Source organism: Streptomyces sp. NBC_01244 (assembly GCF_035987325.1).
Classification (GTDB): Bacteria; Actinomycetota; Actinomycetes; order Streptomycetales; family Streptomycetaceae; genus Streptomyces.
Map to the genome: position 1 here is coordinate 2848653 of NZ_CP108488.1, position 24419 is coordinate 2873071.

Sequence of the window (24419 nt, forward strand, 5' to 3'; positions counted from 1 at the left end):
CATGGCACGAATTGCGGTGATCGGCGCCGGGATGGGCGCGATGGCGACGGCGGCACGGCTGGCCGTGGCCGGACATCAGGTGACGGTGTACGAGCGCGGGACGACCTACGGCGGAGCCGTCGGACGGTACGCCCGCGACGGCTTCGTCTTCGACACCGGCCCCGGGCTGGTGCACCTGCCCGCCGTCTACCGCGATCTCTTCGTCAAGACCGGCAAGCGCCCCCTGGAGGAGTGCGCGGAGCTGGTCCAGATCGACCCCGCCGTCCGCTACCTCCTCCCGGACGGCCGTACCCTCACCTTCCCCGGCGGCTCGCACGGCGGCGCCGCCGCCGCCGTGGACGCGGCCTTCGGGCCCGGCTCCGGCGACCGCTGGAGCGCGGTCCTGGGCCGTGCCCGGGACGCCTGGGACGCCACCCGCCGGCCGCTCCTGGAGGAGCCCCTGAAGCAGGACCGGTCGGCGCTGGGCCGCGATCCGTACCCCGCGCTGCGCGGGAGCGGACTGCTGCGCCGCCGGCCGCCGACCCTGGCCGAGGTCGCCGCCCGCGAGCTCGGCGGCGGCGGCTTCGACGAGCTGCTCACCTCCCGCGTACGGGCGTACGGGGTCGATCCGGCGACCGCGCCCGCCTCGGCGGCGGTGCTGCCCTACATGGAGCAGACCTTCGGCAGCTGGTACGTGCGCGGCGGGATCCGGGAGCTGGCCACCGCCGTGTACGAGCGGTGCCTGGAGCGGAAGGTCGCCTTCGAGTTCGGCGCCGAGGTGCGGGAGGTCCTGGTGCGCGAGGGCCGGGCGGCCGGGCTGGTGACGGCCGACGGCACCGAGGTCGCGGCCGACCACGTGGTCTGCGCGGTCGACCCCGGCCGGCTGCGGATCCCGCTCCCCCCGGACCCCGCGTCCGCCCGTACGGCGGAACCCGCCCGCTGGTACACCCTGTTCGCCGCGCTGCGCGGAGCCCGGGAAGCCGACGCCGCGCACCGCACGCTGCTGGGCCCGGTGACCGTACTGCGCCCCGACGACCCGGCCACCCGGCCGGACGCCGAGCACGAGGCGGTCACCGTGCACACCGTGCTGACCGGGGCGTCGGCGCCCGCTCCGTCCGTCGAGGAGCTGCTGACGGCGGCCGCGCGGGCCGTCCCCGGGCTGCGGGAGCGGCTGCTGTGGCACGAGCTGCGCACCCCGGCCGACGTCGAGGCGGCCACGGGTTCGGTGGACGGCCGGGTGCCCGCGCCCGCGCTGGCCGGGGCCGGGGGCCGGCTGCTGCACCCGGCGAACGCCGCCGCCGTGCCCGGGCTGTACCTGGCCGGCGGCTGGGCGCACCCGGGCGGCGGGCTGGCGCATGCGGGAATGACGGGGGCCCTGGTGGCCGGGCTGATCGTGGAGGGCGCGGACTTCCGCGGCTCGCGGTAGGCAGGATCCGGAAGGGACCGACCGGAAAGAACCGACCGGAGGGGACCAACCGGAAGGGGCGGCCTAGTAGCGGTACTGCTCGTACTCGCCCGTGCCCTGGTACGGATACGGGTAGGGCTGCTGCTGCGGGTCCTCGGCCGGGTAGGGCTGGTTCACGTCGCGCTGCTGCGGGACCCAGACCCCGCCGGGCGGGGTGTCCATGGAGTACTGCTCCTGCTGCGCGGTCGCGTACGGGTCCGGGGCGTAGGGGTCCGGGGCGTACGGGTCCGTGGCGTACGAGTCCGGGGCGTAGCCGCCGTACGGGGCCGCGTAGCCGTACGGCTGCTGTGGAGCGACGGCCCCGCCGGTGCCGATGTACGGGTCCGAGTAGGCGGCGTAGACCTGCTGCTCGCCGGGGGCCTGATAGCCGGTGGTGTAGTCGTAACCGCCCTGGGTCTGCGGGTCGTAGTACGCCGCGTACTGGTGCGCGTCCTGCTCGGCCGGGATGAACGGGGAGGCGAAGGTGGTGGTCTCGCCGGGCGCCCCGTACGAGGTGGCCGCGTCGGCCGGCTGCCCGGGGTGGTACTCCTGGACCTGTTCGCGCACGGGCCCCGCGGTGAACAGACCGGGTTCCTCGTCGGAGTCCTCGTCCTCGGCCGCGTCGGGCCCGTACTCCAGGGCCGTCACCTCCAGGGCCGGCTCCGGACGCGGTCCGCCCCCGGACCGGCGGCGCCTGCTCTGCGGGAGCTCGGGCTCGGGGGCCTTGCCCCGGCGCAGCGCCCAGCCGGACACGAAGCCCTTGCGGAAGGAGAGGGTCACCAGCGTCTGGCCGATCGCGAACGCGACGGCGCCCGCCCCGATGACGAGCACCGAGGGCAGCACGACACCGGCGACCACGCCGACGAACCCGGCGAAGGCGAGCAGGCGCCAGCGCAGCCGGGCCTTGTACTGCATCAGGACCTCGGCAAGCAGCCACAGCGCGACGAAACCGAACGCGATGTAGAGGACCGTCATTCCCATGCGGGGCCCCTCTCGGTACGGCCGCCCGCGCGGGGAACGGGGCCGGCCGGTCAGGCCCGCTGGTGCAGGCCCAAGTTCTCGTAGATCTCCAGCGTCGCCGTGGAATTGTTCAGCGTGATGAAGTGCAGCCCCGGGACACCCTCGGACAGCAGCCGCGCGCAGAACTCCGTGGCGAACTCGATGCCAATGGAGCGTACAGCGGCCGCGTCGTCCTTGACCGCGAGCATGCGCTCTTTCACGGCCGCGGGGAAGATTGCGTTGCTGAGTTGCGGGAGCCGGTCGAGCTGCTTGATGTTCACAACAGGCATGACCTCGGGGATGATCGGGGTGTCGCAGCCCGCCTTCTCGACGCTGTCGCGCATCCGGAGATAGTGCTCCGGATCGAAGAACATCTGGGTGATCGCATAGTCGGCGCCCGCGCGGCACTTGTCCACGAAGTGCCGGATGTCCGTGTCCCAGTCCGTGGAGCGCGGGTGCATCTCGGGGAAGGCTGCGACACCGACGCAGAAGTCGCCGGACTCCTTGACGAGCCGGACCAGGTCGGCCGCGTAGTGCACGCCCTCGGGGTGCGGCACCCACTCGCCCATGGGGTTGCCCGGCGGGTCTCCGCGCACGACGAGCATGTTGCGGATGCCCGCGTCGGCGAACTGTCCGATGACGTTGCGCAGCTCGGCGATCGAGTGGTCGACGGCGGTGAGGTGCGCGACCGGGGTCAGGGTGGTGTCCGCGGCGATCTGCTCGGTGGCCCGGACGGTGCCGCCGCGGGTGGAGCCGCCGGCCCCGTAGGTGACGGAGACGAAGCTCGGGGCCACGGCCTCGACCCGGCGCAGCGCGTTCCAGAGGTTGCGCTCGCCCTTCTCCGTCTTGGGAGCCCAGAACTCGAAGGAGTACGAGCGCCCGGACGCGATGAGGTCGCGGACCGTGTGTGCACGGTCCGACCAGGTGGAAGAGGTACCAAGGGCCATACCGGGAGGTTAGACGCGGTCCGGTGTCCATCGAAGCGCTGTCCACGGACTGGACGCGGAAATGAGACGCCTGCGGTGGCGCGGTGCGGGCGGCCGGGGCCGTCCCGGACCTGCTAGCCGAGCCGGGCGCGGACCCGCTTGGCGAGGTCAGCGGCGGCGGCGCCGGGGTCGGAGGCCTCGGTGAGGGCCCGTACGACCACGACGCGGGAGGCGCCCGCGTCCAGTACTTCGTCCAGATTCCCCGCGTCGATCCCGCCGATGGCGAACCACGGCCGGTCCTGGACGAGGGAGGCCGCGTGCCGGACGAGGCCGAGGCCGGGGGCGAACCGGCCGGGCTTGGTGGGGGTGGGCCAGCAGGGGCCGGTGCAGAAGTAGTCCACGCCGGGCTCGGCGGCGGCCGCGTCGACCTCCGCCTCCGAGTGGCAGGAGCGTCCGATGAGGACCTCCCGGCCCAGGATGGCGCGGGCGGCGGGCACCGGGATGTCGCCCTGCCCGAGGTGCAGCACGTCCGAGCCGATGGCGTGCGCGACGTCGGCCCGGTCGTTGACGGCGAGCAGCTTGCCGTGGCGGCGGGCCGCTTCGGCGAAGACCTGGAGGTGCTCCAGCTCCTCGCCCGCCTCCATGCCCTTGTCGCGGAGCTGGACGATGTCCACCCCGCCGGCGAGGACGGCGTCCAGGAACTCGGGGAGGTCGCCCTGCCGCTTGCGGGCGTCCGTGCACAGGTAGAGCCGGGCATCGGACAGCTGGGCGGCGATGGCGGACATGGGTACCCCCGGGTGGTGTGTCGTACGTACGTAAGCGGTGTGCGGGCCCCGGCCGGGGCCCGCACACCGCGCGTGAGGCGGAGTCAGGTCAGAGGGCGAGCGCCTGAGCGCGGCGCTTCACCTCCGTACCGCGATTCTCGCTCAGTGCCTGCACGGGGGTGCCGGGCAGGGTCTCGTCGGCGGTGAAGAGCCACTCCAGGATCTCCGCGTCGGTGAAGCGGTCGTCGCGAAGCACGGTCAGCAGCCCGACCAGGCCCTTGACGATCTTGTCTCCGTCGATGAAGGCCGCGGGGACCTGGAGGGAGCGGTTCTCGCCGCGGCGCACCGCGAGCAGCTGACCCTCCTTGACCAGCTGGCGAACCTTGGTCACTTCGATGTCGAGCATCTCCGCGATGTCGGGGAGGTACAGCCAGGCGGGAACAAGGGCATCGATCTTTGCGTCAATCTCGGTCACGAGCACAAGCCTGCCATCTCGGACTGGCTGCCGGTACCCGAGCGACCCCGTCCGGGGTCCGGACGGCACCGGGAGCGGGGCCGAGCCGGGCCTGAACAGGCCCGGAACGAGACCTGACGCGGGGCCGGGCGGGGCCGGGGCCCGGGCAGTGGCCCCGGGCGGGGCCCGGCCAGGCTCGGAACGGAACCCCCGCGCGGGCGCACCCGTTCCCGGCCCGCGCCCCGCCGGGTCAGCGCACCGCCGACTTCAGCGCGACCGCCGGGTCGGCGACCTTCTCCGGGTCCACGAGGGCGCCCGACTCGATCAGGCGGCGCCCCTGGGCCAGGTCGCGCGGGCGGCCCACCGCCAGCACCGCGGCCAGCCGGCCTTCCCGCAGCCAGCAGACCGACCAGGTGTCGGACTCCGGGTCGCCGCGCCACAGCGGTGCTTCCGCGCCGGTGTGGTGCCCGGCGTACTGCACGAAGCGGCCGAACTGCTCCGACCAGAAGTACGGGACCGGGTCGTAGACCTGCTCCCCCGAGCCCCCGGCCAGGATGTCCGCCGCCACCACCCGCGGGCCCTGGAGCGCGTTGTCCCAGTGGTGCACCAGCAACCGGGATCCGTAACGCGCCGACGGGAAGGAGGCGCAGTCCCCCACGGCGTACACCCCGGGCACCGAGGTACGCAGCCACTCGTCGGCGGTGACCGCTCCGTCCGGGCCGAGCTCCACGCCGGACCCGGCCAGCCATCCGGTGGCGGGGCGGGCGCCGATGCCCACCACCACCGCCTCCGCCGGCAGCTCCCGCCCGTCGGCCAGCAGGACCCGGCCCGGCTCCACGGAGGCCACCCGCGCGCCCGTCAGCAGCTCGGCGCCCGCCTGGGCGTACCAGTGCCCCATCGGCTCGGCGACCTCCGGCGGCAGCGCGCCCGCCAGTACCCGGTCGGCCGCCTCGACCACCGTCACCGCGCAGCCCGCCTCGCGGGCGGCGGTGGCGAATTCCGCGCCGATCCACCCGGCCCCGACCACCACCACCGCCGAACCGTCCGCCAGTACGGGCCGCAGCCGGGCCGCGTCGTCCAGGGTGCGCAGCAGGTGCACCCCGGGGACGCCCTCCGCGCCGGGCAGGTTCAGCGGGAGGGCGCCGGTGGCCAGCACGAGGAACTCGTACGGGACCGGTCCCGCCTCGGTGTCCACCTCCCGGTCGGCGGCCCGCAGCCCGGTGACCTCGACCCCCAGCCGGAGCTCGATGCCGAGCTCCTCGAAGTCGACGTCGAAGGCCGAGTCCTCGGCCTTGCCGAGGAGCACCGCCTTGGACAGCGGGGGCCGGTCGTAGGGCTGGTGGGGTTCGGCTCCCAGCAGGGTGACGGGGCCGGTCCAGCCCTGCTCCCTGAGGGCGACCGCCGTCTGGACCCCGGCCATCCCGGCGCCGACGACGACCACGCCGCGCCCCGTGCCGTCCGCCTGCTGCCTCTGCTGTTGCGTCTGCTCGCTCACGCGGCCCACCCTAATCAACTGACGGTTCGCCAGGAATAGCGTGCGGAGACCGGGGCGGAGACGCAGCGGAGACCGGGCGGAGGCCCGGCGGAGCCCAGGCGGGGCCCAGGCGGAGGCCGGCACCGGGGAGGCAGCCTTACCGGCCGTCGGCCTCGGCGTTACTCTGGCACCGAACCTATCGCGGGAGTCCGGGCGCACCGGGCTGAGAGGGAGGCTGGCCGGCCTCCGACCGTACGAACCTGATCCGGGTCATGCCGGCGAAGGGAGGGGCTGGACGCCCATGCATTCATCCAGGAACGGCCGGAGTCCCGGCTACGACGTCCTCGTCATCGGGGGCGGCATCATCGGCCTGGTCACCGCTTGGCGGGCGGCCCGGCGCGGGCTGCGCACCGCGCTGGCCGATCCGGCCCCCGGCGGCGGCGCCGCCCAGGTCGCGGCCGGCATGCTGGCCGCCGTCACCGAGCTGCACTACGGCGAGGAGACCCTGCTCGGGCTCAACCTCGCCTCCGCCGCCCGCTACCCCGAATTCGCCGCCGAGCTCGCCGAAGCCAGCGGCGGCATGGACATCGGATACCGCGCCTGCGGCACCCTCGCCGTCGCCCTCGACGCCGACGACCGGCTGCACCTGCGCGAACTGCACGCCCTCCAGCGCCGCTGCGGCCTGGAGTCCGAGTGGCTGACCGGCCGCGAGTGCCGCCGCCTGGAACCGATGCTGGCTCCGGGAGTACGCGGCGGCCTGCGCGTGGACGGCGACCACCAGGTCGACCCGCGCCGTCTCGCGGCCGCCCTGCTGGCCGCCTGCGAACGGGCCGGGGTCACCCTGCACCGTGCCGGGGCGGCGCGGCTGCTGACCACCGCCGACCGAGCCTGCGGCGCGGTCCTCGACGACAACGGCGGTACGGCACTGCGCGCCGACCAGGTGGTGCTGGCGGCGGGCTCGCTCAGCGGCCGGCTGGACGGCGTACCGCCCGAGGCCGTGGCCCCCGTACGGCCGGTCAAGGGTCAGGTGCTGCGCCTCGCGGTGCCACCGTCCTACGCCCCGTTCCTGTCACGGACCGTACGGGCCGTGGTGCGCGGCAGCCACGTCTATCTCGTACCCCGCGAGAACGGCGAACTCGTCCTCGGCGCCACCAGCGAGGAACTCGGCTGGGACACCACCGTCACCGCGGGCGGGGTCTACGAACTCCTGCGCGACGCCCACGAGCTGGTGCCCGGGATCACCGAACTCCCCCTGGTGGAGACCCGGGCCGGACTGCGGCCCGGATCGCCGGACAACGCCCCCCTCCTCGGTCCGACGGAACTCCCGGGGCTGCACCTGGCCACCGGGCACTACCGCAACGGGGTCCTGCTGACCCCGCTGACCGGGGATGTGATGGCGGACCTGCTGACCACCGGCGAACTGCCGGAGATCGCCCGCCCCTTCACCCCGCGCCGTTTCGGCCTCACTTCGACCCCCACGTCGACCCTCACGTCGGCCCCCACGTCGACCCTCACGCGACAGGAGTCGTTCGCATGACCATTTCCGTCAACGGCGAGCCGCGCGAGATCGCGGACGGGACCATGCTCGCCACGGTGGTCGCCACCCTCACCGAGGCCACCAAGGGGGTCGCGGCCGCCCTCAACGAGACCGTGGTTCCGCGCGGCCAGTGGCCCTACACCTCCGTGACCGACGGCGACCGCGTCGAGGTCCTCACCGCGGTCCAGGGAGGCTGAACCCATGGCGGACGACGTCTTCACCCTCGCCGGCCGGACCTTCTCCTCGCGCCTGATCATGGGCACTGGCGGGGCGCCGAGCCTGGACATCCTGGAACGGGCGCTGGTCGCGTCCGGCACGGAACTCACCACGGTCGCGATGCGGCGCCTCGACCCGACGGTCCAGGGCTCGGTCCTGTCCGTCCTGAACCGCCTCGGCATCGCCGTCCTCCCCAACACCGCGGGCTGCTTCACGGCGGGCGAGGCCGTACTGACGGCCCGGCTGGCCCGGGAGGCCCTCGGCACGGACTGGATCAAGCTGGAGGTCGTCGCGGACGAACGCACCCTCCTCCCGGACGGGGTCGAACTGCTCGACGCGGCGGAGATCCTGGTCGACGAGGGCTTCACCGTCCTCCCGTACACGAACGACGACCCGGTCCTCGCCCGCAAACTGGAGGACGTGGGCTGCGCGGCGATCATGCCGCTCGGCTCCCCCATCGGCTCCGGCATGGGCATCCGCAACCCGCACAACTTCGAGCTGATCACCGAACGGGCCGGGGTCCCGGTCATCCTGGACGCCGGGGCCGGAACGGCCTCGGACGTGGCCCTGGCCATGGAACTGGGCTGCGCGGCGGTCATGCTCGCCTCGGCGGTGACCCGGGCGCAGCTCCCCGTCCTGATGGCCGCGGCCATGCGCGACGCGGTATCGGCGGGCCGCCTGGCCCACCGCGCGGGCCGCATCCCCCAACGCCGCTTCGCGGAAGCCTCCTCCCCGGTGGAGGGCCGCGCAACCCTGGACCCGGAACGCCCGGCGTTCTGAGGAGCCGGTACGGGTTCCCGCGGATGCGGGGCCTGATGGCGGCGTACGGGTTCCCGCGCACGTGGGGCCCTAGCCCCCTCGCGCTCCACCCCGGGCCGGTGGCTGCCCACCCGCCCACCCTCGGCACCGAGGCGGGACCGGGGAAAGACGGGACCGGGCCCGGCCGGAAGCGGCGAAGGCTTCGGGGGTTTCCCGTCAGCCTCATCGTCCTTCCGTGGCGGGCCGGACCAAAGATTCCAAGGACGGGCCGGTCAGGGATGTCCGGCCTCACTGCGGGTAGGGGCAGACTCCGGCCCGTCCGGGGCTGATGCCTGGAACCAGCCCTCACCGCATGGTGAGGAGGTTGCGTCCGTTGAGCACTGCTGGTCACAGCAGTGACTTCCGCCGCGTCGTGCACTCATGCGAGGCTGTCCGTACGCTCCGCCAATGCACGGAGGCTGTCTGGCGCGGTCCGGCCCGCGACGAGTACGAGGTCACGCACAACTGCCCGGGCCGCCGCATGAGTGTGGATCACCTCGGGTGCCAGCTCCTCGGCGCGCAGCAGGCAGCCGAGCGAGTCGGCATACTGGCGACGTTGCGCGTGGGCTCGGCCGAGGTCCATCAGCAGACGCGCCTGCCGCTCGGAGGACAGACCGTCCATGCGGAGTCCATTCGCAATGTCGAGCGCCTCGCCGGCATCGCCGAGCTCGACTGCGGTCGAGACGGCCTGGATCTCCACATTCGTGGGACCGAATTCAAGATTGAAGTCGTTACGGTTCTCGCCCAGCAGACTGGCGACGCTTCGGGCGGCGTCGATCTGGCGCCGTGTCGACGCCCTCTCGCCCGAGCGGGCGTGCACGAGTGCCAGCATCAGGTGCAGCGATCCCAGCACGGAGAGGTGTTGAGGTGTGGGCTCATTGCTCTCGACATGATGCAGGAGGGCGCTGACCGCCGTGGCGGCGGTGTGCTCGGCCTGGTCGAGGCGCTTCAGACGAACGAAGGCGTGGCAGAGGCGGTAGATCCCAGCGAAGACGCCGAGGGTACTGCCGGAAAGCTCCGCTTCGCGGATCGCCCGATCCGCCGCAACCCATGCAGCATCCGCCTCGTTCTGGCGAACGAAAGCCGCAGACAGGGCTTGGTAAATTCTGGCCAGCAGATCATGCAATTCGGGTAGGTACTCATCCGGCGCCGTTCGCACGGCCCGCTCCAGCACCGGAACCGACGAGCTTATGGCCGCACTCAGTTCGGCGAACTGACCGCCGTGCGTGAGCTCCCAGATCCTGTCAACCGATGCTCGAAGTTCGGTAAGGGAATCCGATCTGAAGTCCTGACGCGGGTTCAGGAGGACATCGAGCGCAGAGTGCCCGGAGAGCACCAGACGAGCCTGATCGAGATCGTTCGTGTCTGGTTCGGATGCAGTCTCTGTCCCTGCCGGGGCTGGGGCATCGGGCTGCAGCACCTGGAGCGGCACACCAAGGCCGTCAGCGAGGAGCCTCAGCACGTCCAGACGGTTCACCGGCTGGATGCCCCGCTCGACCTGGGACAGCCAGCTCGCCGTACGGCCGATGGCCGTGGCGAGTTCCCCCTGCGTCATACTCCGCTGCTTTCGCAGATCGGCCACTCGCGCGCCAAAGGCACGCCGCTCCTCGGAACTCACTGCTGCGCTGTCACCTTCCCGCCGGTCACGTCGAGGAAGGTGACCTCGACACCGGCAAGGTACTGCTCCCGTTCGGCGAGGAAGTACTTCGTGTGCGACTGCGCCTCGTGGACGTCGAACGCGGCGCGATCCGCATACAGCTCGTAGAACACTCGCGCTAGAGGATCGCCCTCCGGTACGTGCACCACATAGACCAGCGTGCCCGGCTCTGCGCTCTTGATGCCCTCCAGGGTGGTTGCACACAGCTCATCAAATGCCGTCGCGGCTTCCTGGTCGCGCAGCGAGAAGCGCACGACCAGGCCGAATCCCTCGCTCATACGTGCTCCCTTCGAGTCGCGGCCAGTCTCGCAGGTGCACAGAATTTCTGCGAGTAGCAGAGTTTCTTGACTCACAGAATCGCTGCGATTAGCTTCGTAGTCGAGCTGCTACCCAGCGCGATCGGGGCGCTCCCCTGCTACGCAAAGGAAACGCGCACATGCGTCAGCTCCCCATAGACACCTCGGCCTCCGAGACAGTGAGCACCTCAGACGCACCCCCGGCCGCGGTGGTCGCGGCTGTCGAGCCCAGTACGGACCTACTCGATCGTGCGCTGGTCGGCTGGGAGCGCTTCCTCAGCACCTTTGAGGGAGCGTCGGATGAGTGAGCGCTACGAGTACGTCCCTCATCGGCTTCTGCGCCACCGTGTCCGCGACCTCGCTTGCGGCAATGAGGGGGAGTTCATGGCCTTGATCCACATGAGCGTCTCAGACTCCGTCACCCACGAGCGCTCGATGGAGCCGTCCCAAATCCGCGACGGGTCCGGCCGCGAGTTCACCACGGTTAGGTTGACCGCGTGACGGCATCTCAGGAGACGGAAGAGACCGGGCACGCCCGGTTCACCTACCGGCTTCGCGTGTCGTCGACCGCGCTCGCCAAGCTGTTGGGTGAGTGGGACCGGTGCCGGTGGATCTGGAACGAATGCACCGCTCGGTCGAAGAAAGCCCACACCGAGAACGAGGAGTGCGGTCCCGCACGACTGGACAAGATGCTGACCGAAACCCGCACCATGAATGCGTGGTTGCGCGATGGCAGCAGTGTTCCGCAGCAGCAGCTGATCCGGGACTTCGGGAAGTCCCGGGCCAAGGCGCTCAAGGACATCAAGGCCCGGTTGCCGATGCGGCAGCGGGCGGGGATGCCGAAGTTCAAGAAGAAGTCCCATGCCGATCCCACGCTCAATTACACCCGTCGCGGTTTCCGGATCAAGGATGGCCGCCTGCACGTCGCGGGCGGGATCAGCCTGAGGGTGGTGTGGTCCCGCGCACTCCCGACAGACCCGTCGTCGGTGCGGATCTACCGCGACAGCCTCGGCCACTGGTACGCGTCCTTCGTCGTCTGCACCGAAGTCCAGCCGCTCCCGGAGACGGGCGCGGTGATCGGTATCGACTGGGGTGTGCGGGAGATCGCGACCACCACCAGCGACGCCCACGACCTCCCGCACCAGGAGCACGGGCGGAAGGCCGCCGCCGGGCTCGCCCACTACCAGCGGATGATGGCCCGCCGGAAACCGGCCAAGGGCAAGCCCGGTTCGCGGGGCTACCGGGCCGCGAAGAAGTTGACGGCGAAGCTCCACAAGAAGGTAGCCCGGCAGCGCCAGGACACCGGCCGCAAATGGGCTAAGTCCGTGGTCCGCCATCATGACGCGTTGGCCGTGGAAGACTTCCGGCCGAAGTTCCTCGCCAAGTCGACCATGGCCCGCAAGGCCGCCGACGCCGCGATTACCGCCACCAAGTCGGTGCTGATCGCCATGGCCCGCAAGCACGGGCGCGTCGTGCACCTTGTCCATCCCGCGCACACCACCATGGACTGCGCGCAGTGCGGAGCGAGAACCAAGCACGCACTACCTCTCTCAGAACGTACCTACACCTGCACCGCGTGCGGAGCCGTGTCCCCCAGGGACAAGAACTCCGCCCACGTGATGCTGGTCCGGGCTGGTCTCAACCCGGCTGGTGCCGATCGCGGAAGACCTGACAGCCCGCTGGGCCGCCAGGCTGCGTGAGCCAGGAATCCCCGCCCCTCAGGGCAGGGAGGATTCAAAGCTGGGCTGCAACCCCGGGGACCCGGGATCGCGCCCCACCCGGCCCTCGTAGAATCGCCGGGTGGATACGACCCTGGATGACCCCCTCGTCGGGCAGACGCTCGACGGCCGCTACCGCGTGGACGCCCGTATCGCGGCCGGCGGCATGGCCACGGTCTACCGGGCCGTCGACACACGCCTGGATCGGGTCCTCGCCCTGAAGGTGATGCACCCGGCCCTCGCCGCCGACCCCGGCTTCGTCGACCGGTTCATCCGTGAGGCGAAGTCCGTGGCCCGGCTGGCCCACCCCAACGTCGTGGCCGTCTTCGACCAGGGCACGCACGGCCCGTACACCTACCTCGCCATGGAGTACGTCTCCGGATGCACCCTGCGCGACGTGCTCCGCGAGCGCGGCGCGCTCCAGCCGCGTGCGGCCCTCGACATCCTCGAACCGGTGCTCGCCGCCCTCGGCGCCGCGCACCGCGCCGGCTTCGTGCACCGGGACATGAAGCCCGAGAACGTGCTGATCGGCGACGACGGCCGGGTCAAGGTGGCCGACTTCGGGCTGGTCCGGTCCGTGGACTCCGTGACCAACACCACCGGTTCCGTCCTCGGCACCGTCTCCTACCTCGCCCCCGAGCAGATCGAGAACGGCGTCACCGACACCCGCGTGGACGTCTACGCCTGTGGCGTCGTCTTCTACGAGATGCTCGCCGGCTCCAAGCCGCACACCGGCACCAACCCCGCCCAGGTGCTCTACCAGCACCTCAACGAGGACGTCCCGCCCCCTTCGGCCGCCGTGCCCGGCCTGCCCGCCGCGCTGGACGAGCTCGTCGCCCAGGCCACCGCACGCAACCCCGACCTGCGCCCCTACGACGCCGCCGCCCTCCTCGGGCTGGCCATGGACGCCCGCGCCCAGCTCGGCGACGCCGAGCTGGATGCCGTACCGCCGCAGGCCCGGGCCGCGGAGCGGACCGCCGCCGAGGACCGCACCAGCGTGATCCCCCGCCCCGTGACCTCGCACGCCGTGCACGTCTCGCACGCCTCGCACGCCGAGCCCGTGTCCCACACCTCCCGGCTCGCGGCTCCGCCCCTGCCCCCGGCGCCGGCCGCCTCCCGGATCCGCCGCCCCGGCGGCGTGCTGCTCGCCGTGCTCGGCGTCCTGCTCTGCCTCGGCCTCGGTACGGGGGTCTGGTACATCAGCTCCGGCCAGTTCACGAGGGTCCCCAATCTGCTCGGCAAGACCGAGGCGGAGGCCAAGTCCCAGCTGTCGGCGGCCGGGCTCGGGGTCAAGCGGGTCGACCGGAAGTTCAGCGCGGCCTTCGACAAGGGGACCGTGATGAACACGGATCCCGCCGGCGGCAAGCGCATCCGCGGCAACGGCGCGGTGACGCTCACCATCTCGCGCGGACCCGAGGTCGTCATGGTTCCCGACCTCAAGGGCAAGCCCCTGGAGGCCGCGAAGGCCGAGCTGACCTCGGTGGGCCTGACCCCGGGCGCCGTCACCCAGGCCTTCAGTCAGGACGTGGCACAGGGCTCGGTGATCAGCACGGACCCGACGGGCGGCCAGAAGCGGGCCCTCGACACCCTGGTCGCGATGGTGGTCAGCAAGGGCCGCCCGGTGCCGGTCCCCCGTGTCACGGGCATCTCCCTCGACCAGGCCCGATCCACCCTGGAGGGCCTCGGCCTGAAGGTGGAGACGGCCCCGGAGGAGGTCAATTCCCCCTCCCCCGCCGGTACGGTCGCCAACCAGTCGATCGGCGCCGGCACCCAGGCCGCCGCGGGCGACACCGTCACCCTCACCGTGTCCAAGGGCCCCCGCCAGATTCCGGTCCCGGACGTCACCGGCCAGGAGGCCGACGCGGCCCGCAAGACCCTGGAGGGCCTGGGCTTCAAAGTGAAGGTCGACAAGCCCTTCCTCTCCTTCAGCAACACCGTCGACTCCCAGTCGGTCCCCGCGGGCCAGAACGCCGCCGAGGGCAGCACCATCACCATCAGGACCAAGGGGCTGTAACAGCACGCCATGAACAACAACTCAATGAGCCGCAATCCGGTGGGCGGGCACGTGCCCGTCGCGGGCGGGCTGGCCTCGGTCGGGCTCGCGTACGCCCGCGAGATGGGTGCCGAGGCCGTACAGGTCTTCGTCGCCAATCCGCGCGGCTGGGCCACGCCGGTCGGCAATCCGGCGCAGGACGAGCTGTTCCGCGAGGCCTGCGCGACGCAGGGGATCCCGGCCTACGTCCACGCGCCGTACCTGATCAACTTCGGCTCGCACACCGAGGCGACCGTCGAGAAGTCCGTGGAATCGCTGCGGCACTCGCTGCGCCGGGCTCGCGCGATCGGCGCGCTCGGGGTGGTCGTGCACACCGGCTCGGCGACCGGGGGGCGGCCGCGCGAGGCGGCGTACGCGCAGATCAGGGAGCACATGCTGCCGCTGCTGGACGAGCTGACGCATGACGACGACCCCTTCCTGCTGCTGGAGTCCACGGCCGGTCAGGGTTCCTCGCTGTGCTCGACCGCCGAGGAGTTCGGCCCGTACTTCGACGCCCTCGACCGCCATCCGATGCTCGGGATCTGCCTCGACACCTGCCACATCTTCGCGGCCGGGCACGATCTCGCGGAGCCGGGCGGGACGAAGCAGACCCTGGACCTGCTGGTGGACACGGTGGGCGAGGGCCGGCTGAAGCTGGTGCACGCCAACGACTCCAAGGAGGGCGTGGGCGCCCACAAGGACCGGCACGAGAACATCGGGCAGGGACACATCGGCCGGGACGCCTTCGCGGAACTGTTCACGCATCCGGCGATGGAGGGCGTGCCCCTGATCACCGAGACGCCCGGCGGCAAGGAAGGGCACGCGGCGGACGTGGCGCTGCTGAAGGAGCTGCGCGAGCTCGGCTGACCCGTTGAGGAATACCCTGGGGGGGTATACGGTTCTGTCATATCGACCGACAGAGCCGCTATCCGGCGTTCCTCGCCAGGGGGTTGTCATGGAGCACGCGCACGAGCAGCAGCAGGGGCAGCAGCACCAGGGGCACGCTGGGCACGAGCACCACGGCCACCAGCACGGCCGGACCGCCACCGGCGGCGGGAAGGTCACCTGGGCCGCCGCCGCGCGGGCCACGCTCCACTGCCTCACCGGGTGCGCCATCGGCGAGGTGCTCGGCATGGTCATCGGCACCGCGCTCGGCTGGGGGAACGCCCCGACGATGGTCCTCGCGATCATCCTCGCGTTCTTCTTCGGCTACGCGCTCACCCTGCGCGGGATCCGCTCGGCCGGCCTGGACTTCCGTACGGCCATCCGGGTGGCGTTGGCGGCGGACACCCTTTCGATCGCCGTCATGGAAGTGATCGACAACGGGGTGCTCCTGCTCTGGCCCGGAGCCATGGACGCGATGCTGTCGGACGCGCTGTTCTGGACGGCGCTCGGGATCGCCTTCGCGGTGGCCTTCGTCGTCACGACGCCGGTCAACAAGTGGATGATCGGCCGCGGCAAGGGTCACGCGGTGGTCCACCGGTACCACCACTGAGCCACCGAACCGATGAGCTACAGCTCGGGACCGTCCCCCGGCTCCTCCTGGTAGGAGTAGCGCTGCTCACGCCAGGGGTCGCCGATGTTGTGGTAGCCGCGCTCCTCCCAGAAGCCGCGGCGGTCGGCGGTCATGTACTCGATGCCGCGGACCCACTTGGGGCCCTTCCACGCGTAGAGGTGGGGCACGACCAGCCGGAGCGGGAAACCGTGCTCGGCGGTGAGCAGTTCACCGCCCTGGTGGGTGGCGAAGACGGTCCGCTCGGAGGCGAAGTCCGCGAGCCGCAGGTTGGAGCTGAAGCCGTACTCGGCCCACACCATCACGTGCGTGACCTGCGGGGACGGCGGAGCGAGGGCGAGGACCGTGCGGGCGAGAACGCCGCCCCATTCGGCACCGGTCATGCTGAACTTCGTCACGCAGTGCAGGTCCGCCTCGACGGAGTCGAACGGCAGGGCCGCGAACTCCTCGTGGTTCCAGCAGTGCTTCTCGCCGTCGGCCGTCGCGCCGAAGACGCGGAACTCCCAGCGCTCGGGCTTGAACTTGGGTACCGGCCCGTAGTGGGTGACCGGCCAGCCTCGCTGCAACCGCTGCCCCGGGGGAAGCTCCAGTTGCTCTGATCCCGGAGATTCCCGGCTTTCCGGCTGACCCATGTCTCCATGGTGACAGACTTGGCGGGGTGGTCATGACCAGCTTCGCCCGGATTCGGGCAAGTCACGGTAACTCCCACTAAGGAGGCACTTACTGGACGGCCTCCTGTGGCGGTGCAAGGATGCGCGCACCTGCCCCGTCACATTGCTGACATTGCTTGGAAGGAGCCTCTGCGATGCAGGGCGACCCCGAGGTCCTCGAGTTTCTCAACGAGCAGCTGACCGGCGAACTTACGGCCATCAACCAGTACTGGCTCCACTACCGGATCCAGGACAACAAGGGTTGGACGAAGCTCGCCAAGTACACGCGCGAAGAGTCCATCGATGAGATGAAGCACGCGGACAAGATCACCGAGCGCATCCTGATGCTCGACGGTCTGCCGAACTACCAGCGCCTCTTCCACGTCCGGGTGGGCCAGACCCTGACGGAGATGTTCCAGGCCGACCGGCAGGTCGAGGTCGAAGCGATCGACCGCCTGAAGCGCGGCATCGAGGTCATGCGCGGCAAGGGTGACGTCACCTCGGCGCGGCTCTTCGAGGAGATCCTGGAGGACGAGGAGCACCACATCGACTACCTCGACACCCAGCTGGAGCTGATCGAGTCCATCGGCGAGGCGCTCTACATCGCGCAGCTCATCGAGCAGCCCAGCTAGCAGCCGAGCCGGTCCGCACGGCGTTCCACTCGGTTTCGGCGTCCTACGCGGCTTCGGCGAGCTCGGCGCCCGCGGGTACCAGCGGATCGGCCGCGAGCACGCCGACGGCGTCGCCCTTCTCCAGCAGCTCACGGCGCGGGCAGGCCCCGCGGCCGAGGAGGCCCTGGATGGTCCGCACGCAGGACCCACAGTCGGTGCCGGCCTTGGTGGCCGAGGCGATCTGGCGGGGGGTGCAGGCCCCGGCGGCCGCGTGGTCCTTGACCTGCTTGTCGGTGATCCCGAAACAAGAGCAGACGTACACGCGGTTCACCTCCCTGTCCGGAACGGGTCGACCACCTCTCCCCGCATTCGGTGAGGCTTACCTAACCGTACCCAAACTTAGGGTTCCCTAAAAGACCCGGGTACGACGATGGGGCGCGGATCACATTCGATCCGCGCCCCATCGTCACGAGGTGCTCACACTGCGCCGACGCTTACTGGTCGCGGTACATCTCGGCGACCAGGAACGCCAGGTCCAGGGACTGGCTGCGGTTGAGGCGCGGGTCGCAGGCCGTCTCGTAGCGCTGGTGCAGGTCGTCGACGAAGATCTCGTCGCCGCCGCCCACGCACTCGGTGACATCGTCACCGGTGAGCTCGACGTGGATGCCGCCCGGGTGGGTGCCGAGGCCCTTGTGGACCTCGAAGAAGCCCTTGACCTCGTCGAGCACGTCGTCGAAACGGCGCGTCTTGTGGCCGGAGGCCGCCTCGAAGGTGTTGCCGTGCATCGGGTCGGTGACCCAGGCGACGGTCGCACCGGAGGCGGTGACCTTCTCGACGAGCTCGGGGAGCTTGTCGCGGACCTTGTCGGCGCCCATGCGGACGACGAAGGTCAGCCGGCCCGGCTCGCGGTCGGGGTCCAGGCGGTCGATGTAGGTGAGCGCCTCGTCCACCGTGGTGGTGGGGCCGAGCTTGATGCCGATCGGGTTGGCGATCTGCGAGCAGAACTCGATGTGCGCGTGGTCGAGCTGGCGGGTGCGCTCACCGATCCACACCATGTGGGCCGAGGTGTCGTACAGCCGGCCGGTGCGGGAGTCCGTACGGGTGAGGGCTCCCTCGTAGTCGAGGAGCAGCGCCTCGTGCGAGGCGTAGAACTCGACGGCCTTGAACTCCGCCGGGTCGGTGCCGCAGGCCTTCATGAAGTTCAGCGCGTTGTCGATCTCCCGCGCGAGCTGCTCGTAGCGCTGCCCGGACGGGGAGTTCTTCACGAAGTCCTGGTTCCAGGCGTGCACCTGGCGCAGGTCGGCGTAACCACCGGTGGTGAAGGCGCGCACCAGGTTCAGCGTGGAGGCCGACGCGTGGTACATGCGCTTCAGGCGCTCGGGGTCCGGGACGCGGGACTCCTCTGTGAAGGCGAAGCCGTTCACGGAGTCGCCGCGGTACGTCGGCAGGGTGATGCCGTCGCGGGTCTCGGTGTCCTTGGAGCGGGGCTTGGAGTACTGGCCCGCGATGCGGCCGACCTTGACGACCGGCACGGAGGCCGCGTACGTCAGGACGGCACTCATCTGGAGCAGCGTCTTCAGCTTGGCGCGGATGTGGTCGGCGGAGACGGCATCGAAGGCCTCGGCGCAGTCGCCACCCTGCAGCAGGAACGCCTCGCCCTTGGCGACGGCTCCCAGGCGGGCGCGCAGCTGGTCGCATTCGCCCGCGAAAACGAGGGGCGGATACGACTCGAGGTCCGCGACGACAGCGCGCAGGGCCTCGGCATCGGGGTACGAAGGCTGCTGCGCCGCGGGAAGGTCTCGCCAGGTCGCCTTGGAGGCGGGGGCTTGGGTTTCTGCGTTCACGGTCACCCCACACACATTACGGCGTCACACCGCACCTCCCGGTCGACGACCACTACGTGAGACGGATGTCTCTCCCTGTGTTACTGACCCGTTTACCAGCCCGGGCCGGACCGGTGGGCTAGGGTTCAGGGCATGTACGCGCACTCGAACCTGAACTGGTGGTGGCCCGCTCCCGGCGGCCCACTTCTCTCGCGTACCTGAAGACACGAGCGAAACGAAGGCCGCCCCGAGGGGCGGCCTTCCGCGTTCTGTGAGTCGACACAGCCGCTGGAACACCGGGCCGTCCCACCCTCCGAAACCGGATAGGACGCCCACTCCATGCACGCGCATTCGCACCCGCACCCGCACTCGCACTCGCTCCTGAGCCGCCTGCTCGACGACACCTGCCCGCCCTTCGCACTGCTGCGCCGCCGCACGCCCGGCCGCGACCACGACACCGTCGAGGTGCTGATCGGTCCGGTCCACGAGGCCGGGCTCCTGGCCGACCTGCCCGTCGGCGAGCGGCCCGCCCTGGCCCTCGTCCCCTTCCGCCAGATCCGTGAGCGCGGGTTCGACGTACGCGACGACGGCACGCCGCTGAGCGTGCTGGTCGCCGACGAGGCGTACGAGATCCCGCTCGCCGAGGCGCTGGCCGCGCTGCCGGCCCACGAGGTACGGGTCGACGACGGCGGCTTCGACGTCCCCGACGAGGAGTACGCGGACACCGTCCGGCGGGTCATCGAGGACGAGATCGGCCGGGGCGAGGGCGCGAACTTCGTCATCCGGCGCACCTACGAGGGGCGGATCGAGGGCTTCGGCCGCGCCGACGCCCTGGCGTTGTTCCGGCGGCTGCTGGAGGGCGAGCGGGGCGCGTACTGGACGTACGTGGTCCACACCGGGGAGCGCACCCTCGTCGGGGCCAGCCCCGAGGTGCACGTGCGGATGTCCGGGGGCACGGTCGTGATGAACCCGATCAGCGGTACGTACCGCCATCCGGCCGGGGGGCCGACGGCCGACTCCCTCCTCGCCTTCCTCGGCGACCGCAAGGAGACCGAGGAGCTGTCCATGGTGGTGGACGAGGAGCTCAAGATGATGTGCACGGTCGGGGACATGGGCGGGGTGGTCGTCGGTCCCCGGCTCAAGGAGATGGCGCACCTCGCGCACACCGAGTACGAGCTGCGCGGCCGCTCCTCCCTGGACGTCCGCGAGGTCCTGAAGGAAACGATGTTCGCGGCGACGGTGACCGGATCGCCGGTGCAGAACGCCTGCCGGGTCATCGAGCGGTACGAGCCCCTCGGGCGGGACGGGGTCGGCCGCGGCTATTACGCGGGCGCGCTGGCCCTGCTGGGTCTCGACGCCTCGGGCGCCCAGACCCTCGATTCCCCCATCCTCATCCGCACGGCGGACATCGCGCCGGACGGCGCGCTGCGGGTGCCCGTCGGGGCCACCCTCGTACGGCACTCCGACCCGGCCGGCGAGGTGGCCGAGACGCACGCGAAGGCGGCGGGGGTGCTGGCGGCGCTGGGTGTGCGCCCGGCGGCGGCGCGGCCCTCATTCGCAGGGGCCCGGCTGGCCGACGACCCCCGGGTGCAGGCGGCCCTGGCGGCACGCCGCGAGGACCTGGCGCCGTTCTGGCTGCGGATGCAGGAGCGGCCGGCGGAGGTGACGGGCCACGCCCTGGTGGTGGACGGGGAGGACACCTTCACCTCGATGCTCGGGCACGTGCTGCGGGTGGCCGGGCTGGAGGTGACCGTACGCCGCTACGACGATCCGGGGCTGCGGGCGGCCGCCCTGGCCTGGGACGGGCCGATCGTGCTCGGCCCCGGCCCGGGCGACCCGGCGGACTTCGGCGATCCGAAGATCCGGACGATGCGCGAGCTGACGGCGGAGCTCCTGGCCTCGCACAGGGGCGGGCTGCTCGGGGTCTGCCTCAGCCACCAGCTGCTCGCGGCCGAGCTGGGGCTCCCGCTGGTCCGCAAGGCGGAGCCGGCGCAAGGGGCGCAGACACGGATCCCGCTGTTCGGGGCCGAGGAGGTCGTCGGCTTCTACAACACGTACGCGGCGCACTGCTCCGCGGAGCGGGCGCGGTCCCTGGCCCTGCGGGGCATCGAGGTGTCCCGGGACCCCGCCACCGGCGAGGTCCACGCGCTGCGCTCCGTCTCCGGCGGCTTCGCGGGGGTCCAGTTCCACCCGGAGTCGGTCCTGACCCTGCACGGCGCGGACCTGGTCCGCGACCTGATCGCCGGAGTCCGGGCTCCGGCCAAGGCCTAGCCGGTCGCCTTCGACGCGGCGGCGGAGCGGAGGGAGCGGACCAGGCTCCAGGTGAGGACGGGGCCCAGCAGGAGCGTCGCGTAGAAGGCCGCCTCCATCTCGCCGAGCGCGAGGGCGACGGTGGGCGGGACCGACAGCACGTGGTCGGCGAAGGTCAGCCACGGGTCGGTCCGGGCGCCCGGTTCGGCCCGGAGCGCGCGTGGCAGCGCCCGGGCGGCGTGGAAGAGCAGTACGGCCGCGAGGGCCAGCAGGATCCAGAAGAAGACAGGAGGTATGGACACGCGGCCGAATCTAGCGGTACGAGGGGTGCGTCAAGAGGGCGAGAGGGTGTTTTCCGAGCGGCGGCCCGCCAGGTAGTCCGCGACGTTGGCGACGGTGGTGTCGATGATCTGGCCCACCGCGTCGTGGGTGTAGTACGCCTGGTGGGAGGTGACGACCACGTTCGGGAAGGTGATCAGCCGGGCCAGGGTGTCGTCCTCGACGGCCACCAGGGACTTGTCCAGGAAGAAGAGCCCGGCCTCCGCCTCGTACACGTCGAGGCCCACCCCGGCGAAACGCCCGGACCGCAGCTCCGTGACCAGCGCGTCCGTGTCCACCAGCCCGCCGCGGCTGGAGTTCACCAGGATCGCGTCGTCCTTCATCGCCTTCAGTGCCTGGGCGCCGATGAGGTGGTGCGTGGACTCCAGCAGCGGAACGTGCAGGCTGATCAGGTCCGAGGACGCGAACAGCTCGTCCTTGTCCACGTACTTCATGCCCAGCTCCACGCAGGCCGGGTTCTGCGCCACGTCCCAGCCCAGCAGGTTCATGCCGAACCCGTGCGCGATCCGGGTGAACGCCTCGCCGATCTTGCCGGTGCCGAGCACGCCCACCGTGCGGCCGCGCATGTCGCGGCCCATCAGGCCGTTCAGCCGGAAGTCGAAGTCCCGCGTCCGGTTCGAGGCGCGTACGATCCGCCGGTTCACGGCCATGGCCAGGGTCCAGGCGAACTCGGCCACCGAGTACGGGGAGTAGTACGACACCCGGCTGACCGTCAGGCCCAGCTGCCGCGCGACGTCCAGGTCGATGTTGTTGAAGCCGGTGGAGCGCTGGGCGATCATCTTCGTGCCGCCCGCCGCCAGGGTCCGCAGCACCCGGCCGTTCAGGTCCGCGTTGACGCTCGACGACACGATCTCGTACCCGGCCGCGATGGGGGCGGTGTCCTCGCTCAGGAAGACGTCCAGACAGCGCACCTCGTGCTGTCCCGCGAAGGCCTCCTCGATGAGCGGCTTCTCGTCCGCCGTCACCCCGAATGCCAGGATTTCCACGTTCGCTCCCGTACTGCGCAAAGAATTGGACCATGGGTCGTTTGTCACCTTACGACCCATGGCCCGCGCCCGCGCTCCCGACTCAGCCGAAGAACACTCCGGCCTCCTTGTAGAGCGCCGGGTCCACCGTCTTCAGCTTCGCCGTCGCCTCGGCGATCGGCACCCGCACGATGTCCGTCCCCTTCAGCGCGACCATCTTCCCGAAGTCCCCGTCACGCACCGCGTCGATCGCGTGCAGCCCGAAGCGGGTGGCCAGCCACCGGTCGAAGGCGCTCGGCGTGCCGCCCCGCTGGACGTGCCCGAGTACGGTCGTACGGGCCTCCTTGCCGGTCCGCGCCTCGATCTCCTTGGCCAGCCACTCGCCCACGCCCGACAGCCGGACGTGCCCGAAGGAGTCCTTCGTCGCGTCCTTCAGCACCATGTCCCCGTCCTTGGGCATCGCGCCCTCGGCCACGCACACGATCGGCGCGTAGCTCGCCTTGAACCGGGAGTTCACCCAGGCGCAGACCTGGTCCACGTCGAAGCGCTGCTCCGGGATGAGGATGACGTTGGCGCCGCCCGCGAGTCCCGAGTGCAGGGCGATCCAGCCGGCGTGCCGGCCCATCACCTCGACGACCAGCACCCGCATGTGCGATTCGGCGGTGGTGTGCAGCCGGTCGATGGCCTCGGTGGCGATGCCGACGGCGGTGTCGAAGCCGAAGGTGTAGTCGGTGGCCGACAGGTCGTTGTCGATGGTCTTCGGGACCCCGACGCACGGGATGCCGTACTCCTCGTAGAGCTTCGCGGCCACGCCCAGGGTGTCCTCGCCGCCGATCGCGACGAGGGCGTCGACCTCGTACTTGGCGAGGTTCTCCTTGATCTGGCGGACGCCGTCGTCCAGCTTGAACGGGTTGGTGCGCGAGGAGCCGAGGATGGTCCCGCCGCGCGGCAGGATCCCGCGGACGGCGGGGATGTCGAGGGGGACGGTGCGGCCTTCGACCGCGCCGCGCCAGCCGTCCTTGAACCCGACGAAATCGTAGGCGTACTCCTGCACGCCCTTGCGCACCACACTGCGGATCACCGCGTTGAGCCCGGGGCAGTCGCCGCCGCCCGTCAGCACTCCGACCTTCATGGAATTTCCCTTCGCCACAGGGCCCGCTGAGGCCGCGGGGCCCGCATGACGGTCACGCTAGTGGTGACTCAGGTCACAGCAAGATGCCGGGAAGGGTCAATTCCGGCGGAATCGCGGGGCGTTGCGTACACCCGTTCACTCGTACGAGCGGCTGCCGCGCCCCCGGCCCGCCTTACGCGTCGTCGAGGCCGCGCTCTATCGCGTACCGGACGAGCTCCACCCGGTTGTGCAACTGCAGCTTGCCCAGGGTGTTCTGCACGTGGTTCTGCACGGTGCGGTGGGAGATGACCAGCCGTTCCGCGATCTGCTTGTACGAGAGCCCCTTGGCCACCAGCCGCAGCACCTCGGTCTCCCGGTCGGTGAGCTGCGGTGCCCTCGGCTCGTCGGAGGCGGCCGGCGCCGGGTCGGTGGCGAGGCGCCGGTACTCGCCGAGGACCAGGCCGGCCAGGCCCGGGGTGAAGACGGGGTCGCCGGCCGCCGTGCGGCGCACGGCGTCGATGAGCTCCTGGGCGCCCGCGGACTTCAGCAGGTAGCCGGTCGCGCCGGACTTCACCGCTTCCAGGACGTCGGCGTGCTCGCCGCTCGCGGAGAGCACGAGGACCCTCAGGGCCGGGTTGGCGCCGACCAGTTCCTTGCAGACCTGAACCCCGGGCATGCCGGGCAGGTTGAGGTCGAGGACCAGGACGTGCGGGGCCGCCGCGCGGGCCCGGCGGACGGCCTCGGGTCCGTCACCGGCGGTGGCCACCAGGTCGAAGCCGGCGGCGGACAGGTCGCGGGCGACCGCGTCCCGCCACATCGGATGGTCGTCCACGACCATGACTTTGATGCCGGCCAGGTCGTTC

Annotated in this window: 25 protein-coding genes and 1 riboswitch; of the genes, 11 read left to right on the plus strand and 14 right to left on the minus strand. The window is 71.2% G+C overall.

Annotated features, from left to right (window positions below):
* Position 1 precedes the first annotated feature (1 nt).
* Positions 2-1405 carry a phytoene desaturase family protein gene (locus OG247_RS12605; RefSeq protein ID WP_327252324.1) on the plus strand — a complete coding sequence of 468 codons (1404 nt, stop codon included), beginning with the start codon at positions 2-4 and terminating at the stop codon, positions 1403-1405.
* Between the two features lie 63 nt (positions 1406-1468).
* Here the strand turns inward: OG247_RS12605 and OG247_RS12610 are convergent, their stop codons facing one another.
* From OG247_RS12610 to OG247_RS12630, 5 genes are all read right to left on the minus strand, one after another.
* Complete coding sequence (locus OG247_RS12610) at positions 1469-2404, minus strand: hypothetical protein (RefSeq protein ID WP_327252325.1); 936 nt, start codon at positions 2402-2404, stop codon at positions 1469-1471.
* 50 nt (positions 2405-2454) lie between these two features.
* Positions 2455-3369, minus strand: a complete 915-nt coding sequence (metF, locus tag OG247_RS12615) for a methylenetetrahydrofolate reductase [NAD(P)H] (RefSeq protein WP_327252326.1) — start codon at positions 3367-3369, stop codon at positions 2455-2457.
* Positions 3370-3482: 113 nt separating this feature from the next.
* Positions 3483-4133 (minus strand): thiamine phosphate synthase, encoded by a 651-nt coding sequence (gene thiE, locus OG247_RS12620; protein WP_327252327.1) that lies wholly within the window; start codon positions 4131-4133, stop codon positions 3483-3485.
* Positions 4134-4221: 88 nt separating this feature from the next.
* Positions 4222-4587: an Rv2175c family DNA-binding protein gene (locus tag OG247_RS12625; protein ID WP_327252328.1), complete on the minus strand. Its 366-nt coding sequence runs from the start codon at positions 4585-4587 to the stop codon at positions 4222-4224.
* Positions 4588-4816: 229 nt separating this feature from the next.
* Positions 4817-6061, minus strand: coding sequence for an NAD(P)/FAD-dependent oxidoreductase (locus OG247_RS12630; protein ID WP_442813264.1), 1245 nt, complete (start codon positions 6059-6061; stop codon positions 4817-4819).
* 170 nt (positions 6062-6231) lie between these two features.
* Positions 6232-6344: riboswitch (TPP riboswitch) on the plus strand.
* Between OG247_RS12630 and thiO the strand changes: the two genes are divergently transcribed.
* The 3 genes from thiO (at position 6342) to OG247_RS12645 (ending at position 8573) form a co-directional block, all read left to right on the plus strand.
* The gene (gene thiO, locus OG247_RS12635; RefSeq protein ID WP_327252329.1) at positions 6342-7577 is read left to right on the plus strand and encodes a glycine oxidase ThiO; all 1236 of its coding nucleotides are present in this window, start codon (positions 6342-6344) and stop codon (positions 7575-7577) included. It overlaps the preceding riboswitch by 3 nt.
* Positions 7574-7774, plus strand: coding sequence for a sulfur carrier protein ThiS (gene thiS, locus OG247_RS12640; RefSeq protein ID WP_243330100.1), 201 nt, complete (start codon positions 7574-7576; stop codon positions 7772-7774). Before thiO ends, thiS begins: the two co-directional genes overlap by 4 nt.
* A 4-nt stretch (positions 7775-7778) precedes the next feature.
* The gene (locus OG247_RS12645; protein WP_327252330.1) at positions 7779-8573 is read left to right on the plus strand and encodes a thiazole synthase; all 795 of its coding nucleotides are present in this window, start codon (positions 7779-7781) and stop codon (positions 8571-8573) included.
* A gap of 397 nt (positions 8574-8970) precedes the next feature.
* Here OG247_RS12645 and OG247_RS12650 read toward each other — a convergent pair whose 3' ends face one another.
* The gene (locus OG247_RS12650; protein WP_327252331.1) at positions 8971-10209 is read right to left on the minus strand and encodes a helix-turn-helix domain-containing protein; all 1239 of its coding nucleotides are present in this window, start codon (positions 10207-10209) and stop codon (positions 8971-8973) included.
* Entirely contained in the window at positions 10206-10526 is a 321-nt protein-coding gene (locus OG247_RS12655) for a putative quinol monooxygenase (RefSeq protein ID WP_327252332.1), read from the minus strand. Before OG247_RS12655 ends, OG247_RS12650 begins: the two co-directional genes overlap by 4 nt.
* 318 nt (positions 10527-10844) lie before the next feature.
* Between OG247_RS12655 and OG247_RS12660 the strand changes: the two genes are divergently transcribed.
* The 5 genes from OG247_RS12660 (at position 10845) to OG247_RS12680 (ending at position 15789) form a co-directional block, all read left to right on the plus strand.
* Positions 10845-11045, plus strand: a complete 201-nt coding sequence (locus OG247_RS12660; protein WP_327252333.1) for a hypothetical protein — start codon at positions 10845-10847, stop codon at positions 11043-11045.
* The gene (locus OG247_RS12665; protein WP_327252334.1) at positions 11042-12244 is read left to right on the plus strand and encodes an RNA-guided endonuclease InsQ/TnpB family protein; all 1203 of its coding nucleotides are present in this window, start codon (positions 11042-11044) and stop codon (positions 12242-12244) included. Before OG247_RS12660 ends, OG247_RS12665 begins: the two co-directional genes overlap by 4 nt.
* A gap of 100 nt (positions 12245-12344) precedes the next feature.
* Positions 12345-14276, plus strand: coding sequence for a Stk1 family PASTA domain-containing Ser/Thr kinase (gene pknB / locus OG247_RS12670; protein WP_327252335.1), 1932 nt, complete (start codon positions 12345-12347; stop codon positions 14274-14276).
* A 9-nt stretch (positions 14277-14285) separates the two neighbouring features.
* Positions 14286-15161: a deoxyribonuclease IV gene (locus OG247_RS12675; RefSeq protein ID WP_327252336.1), complete on the plus strand. Its 876-nt coding sequence runs from the start codon at positions 14286-14288 to the stop codon at positions 15159-15161.
* Between the two features lie 88 nt (positions 15162-15249).
* Positions 15250-15789 carry a DUF4396 domain-containing protein gene (locus tag OG247_RS12680; RefSeq protein WP_327252337.1) on the plus strand — a complete coding sequence of 180 codons (540 nt, stop codon included), beginning with the start codon at positions 15250-15252 and terminating at the stop codon, positions 15787-15789.
* 17 nt (positions 15790-15806) lie between these two features.
* Here OG247_RS12680 and OG247_RS12685 read toward each other — a convergent pair whose 3' ends face one another.
* Positions 15807-16439 carry a sulfite oxidase-like oxidoreductase gene (locus OG247_RS12685; RefSeq protein ID WP_327252338.1) on the minus strand — a complete coding sequence of 211 codons (633 nt, stop codon included), beginning with the start codon at positions 16437-16439 and terminating at the stop codon, positions 15807-15809.
* Positions 16440-16612: 173 nt separating this feature from the next.
* Between OG247_RS12685 and bfr the strand changes: the two genes are divergently transcribed.
* On the plus strand, positions 16613-17089 hold the full coding sequence (gene bfr, locus OG247_RS12690; RefSeq protein WP_112446344.1) for a bacterioferritin: 477 nt from the start codon (positions 16613-16615) through the stop codon (positions 17087-17089).
* Positions 17090-17132: 43 nt separating this feature from the next.
* Here bfr and OG247_RS12695 read toward each other — a convergent pair whose 3' ends face one another.
* Both OG247_RS12695 and OG247_RS12700 read right to left on the minus strand, forming a co-directional pair.
* Complete coding sequence (locus OG247_RS12695; protein WP_327252339.1) at positions 17133-17399, minus strand: (2Fe-2S)-binding protein; 267 nt, start codon at positions 17397-17399, stop codon at positions 17133-17135.
* Between the two features lie 163 nt (positions 17400-17562).
* Complete coding sequence (locus tag OG247_RS12700) at positions 17563-18927, minus strand: class II 3-deoxy-7-phosphoheptulonate synthase (protein WP_442813265.1); 1365 nt, start codon at positions 18925-18927, stop codon at positions 17563-17565.
* 303 nt (positions 18928-19230) lie between these two features.
* On the opposite strand from OG247_RS12700, the gene OG247_RS12705 reads away from it, so the two are divergent.
* Positions 19231-21162, plus strand: coding sequence for an anthranilate synthase family protein (locus OG247_RS12705; protein ID WP_327252341.1), 1932 nt, complete (start codon positions 19231-19233; stop codon positions 21160-21162).
* Here the strand turns inward: OG247_RS12705 and OG247_RS12710 are convergent.
* From OG247_RS12710 to OG247_RS12725, 4 genes are all read right to left on the minus strand, one after another.
* Positions 21159-21443: a hypothetical protein gene (locus tag OG247_RS12710; RefSeq protein ID WP_327252342.1), complete on the minus strand. Its 285-nt coding sequence runs from the start codon at positions 21441-21443 to the stop codon at positions 21159-21161. The two genes, OG247_RS12705 and OG247_RS12710, sit on opposite strands and share 4 nt — an antisense overlap.
* 30 nt (positions 21444-21473) lie before the next feature.
* Positions 21474-22466, minus strand: a complete 993-nt coding sequence (locus OG247_RS12715) for a 2-hydroxyacid dehydrogenase (RefSeq protein ID WP_327252343.1) — start codon at positions 22464-22466, stop codon at positions 21474-21476.
* Positions 22467-22548: 82 nt separating this feature from the next.
* Positions 22549-23577, minus strand: coding sequence for a 6-phosphofructokinase (locus tag OG247_RS12720; RefSeq protein WP_327252344.1), 1029 nt, complete (start codon positions 23575-23577; stop codon positions 22549-22551).
* Positions 23578-23749: 172 nt separating this feature from the next.
* A complete protein-coding gene (locus OG247_RS12725; protein ID WP_327257446.1) occupies positions 23750-24394 on the minus strand; it encodes a response regulator transcription factor in 645 nt (214 codons plus the stop codon).
* Between the last annotated feature and the right edge of the window lie 25 nt (positions 24395-24419).

What these genes read in the sequence shown, in the direction of transcription:
- thiE (WP_327252327.1), bottom strand. Translation starts at nt 4,133, where the DNA reads ATGTCCGCCATCGCCGCCCAGCTGTCCGATGCCCGGCTCTACCTGTGC.
- OG247_RS12680 (WP_327252337.1), top strand. Translation starts at nt 15,250, where the DNA reads ATGGAGCACGCGCACGAGCAGCAGCAGGGGCAGCAGCACCAGGGGCAC.
- OG247_RS12705 (WP_327252341.1), top strand. Translation starts at nt 19,231, where the DNA reads ATGCACGCGCATTCGCACCCGCACCCGCACTCGCACTCGCTCCTGAGC.
- OG247_RS12675 (WP_327252336.1), top strand. Translation starts at nt 14,286, where the DNA reads ATGAACAACAACTCAATGAGCCGCAATCCGGTGGGCGGGCACGTGCCC.
- OG247_RS12610 (WP_327252325.1), bottom strand. Translation starts at nt 2,404, where the DNA reads ATGGGAATGACGGTCCTCTACATCGCGTTCGGTTTCGTCGCGCTGTGG.
- metF (WP_327252326.1), bottom strand. Translation starts at nt 3,369, where the DNA reads ATGGCCCTTGGTACCTCTTCCACCTGGTCGGACCGTGCACACACGGTC.
- OG247_RS12660 (WP_327252333.1), top strand. Translation starts at nt 10,845, where the DNA reads ATGAGTGAGCGCTACGAGTACGTCCCTCATCGGCTTCTGCGCCACCGT.
- OG247_RS12655 (WP_327252332.1), bottom strand. Translation starts at nt 10,526, where the DNA reads ATGAGCGAGGGATTCGGCCTGGTCGTGCGCTTCTCGCTGCGCGACCAG.
- bfr (WP_112446344.1), top strand. Translation starts at nt 16,613, where the DNA reads ATGCAGGGCGACCCCGAGGTCCTCGAGTTTCTCAACGAGCAGCTGACC.
- thiO (WP_327252329.1), top strand. Translation starts at nt 6,342, where the DNA reads ATGCATTCATCCAGGAACGGCCGGAGTCCCGGCTACGACGTCCTCGTC.
- OG247_RS12605 (WP_327252324.1), top strand. Translation starts at nt 2, where the DNA reads ATGGCACGAATTGCGGTGATCGGCGCCGGGATGGGCGCGATGGCGACG.
- thiS (WP_243330100.1), top strand. Translation starts at nt 7,574, where the DNA reads ATGACCATTTCCGTCAACGGCGAGCCGCGCGAGATCGCGGACGGGACC.
- OG247_RS12720 (WP_327252344.1), bottom strand. Translation starts at nt 23,577, where the DNA reads ATGAAGGTCGGAGTGCTGACGGGCGGCGGCGACTGCCCCGGGCTCAAC.
- OG247_RS12685 (WP_327252338.1), bottom strand. Translation starts at nt 16,439, where the DNA reads ATGGGTCAGCCGGAAAGCCGGGAATCTCCGGGATCAGAGCAACTGGAG.
- OG247_RS12725 (WP_327257446.1), bottom strand. Translation starts at nt 24,394, where the DNA reads ATGGTCGTGGACGACCATCCGATGTGGCGGGACGCGGTCGCCCGCGAC.
- OG247_RS12645 (WP_327252330.1), top strand. Translation starts at nt 7,779, where the DNA reads ATGGCGGACGACGTCTTCACCCTCGCCGGCCGGACCTTCTCCTCGCGC.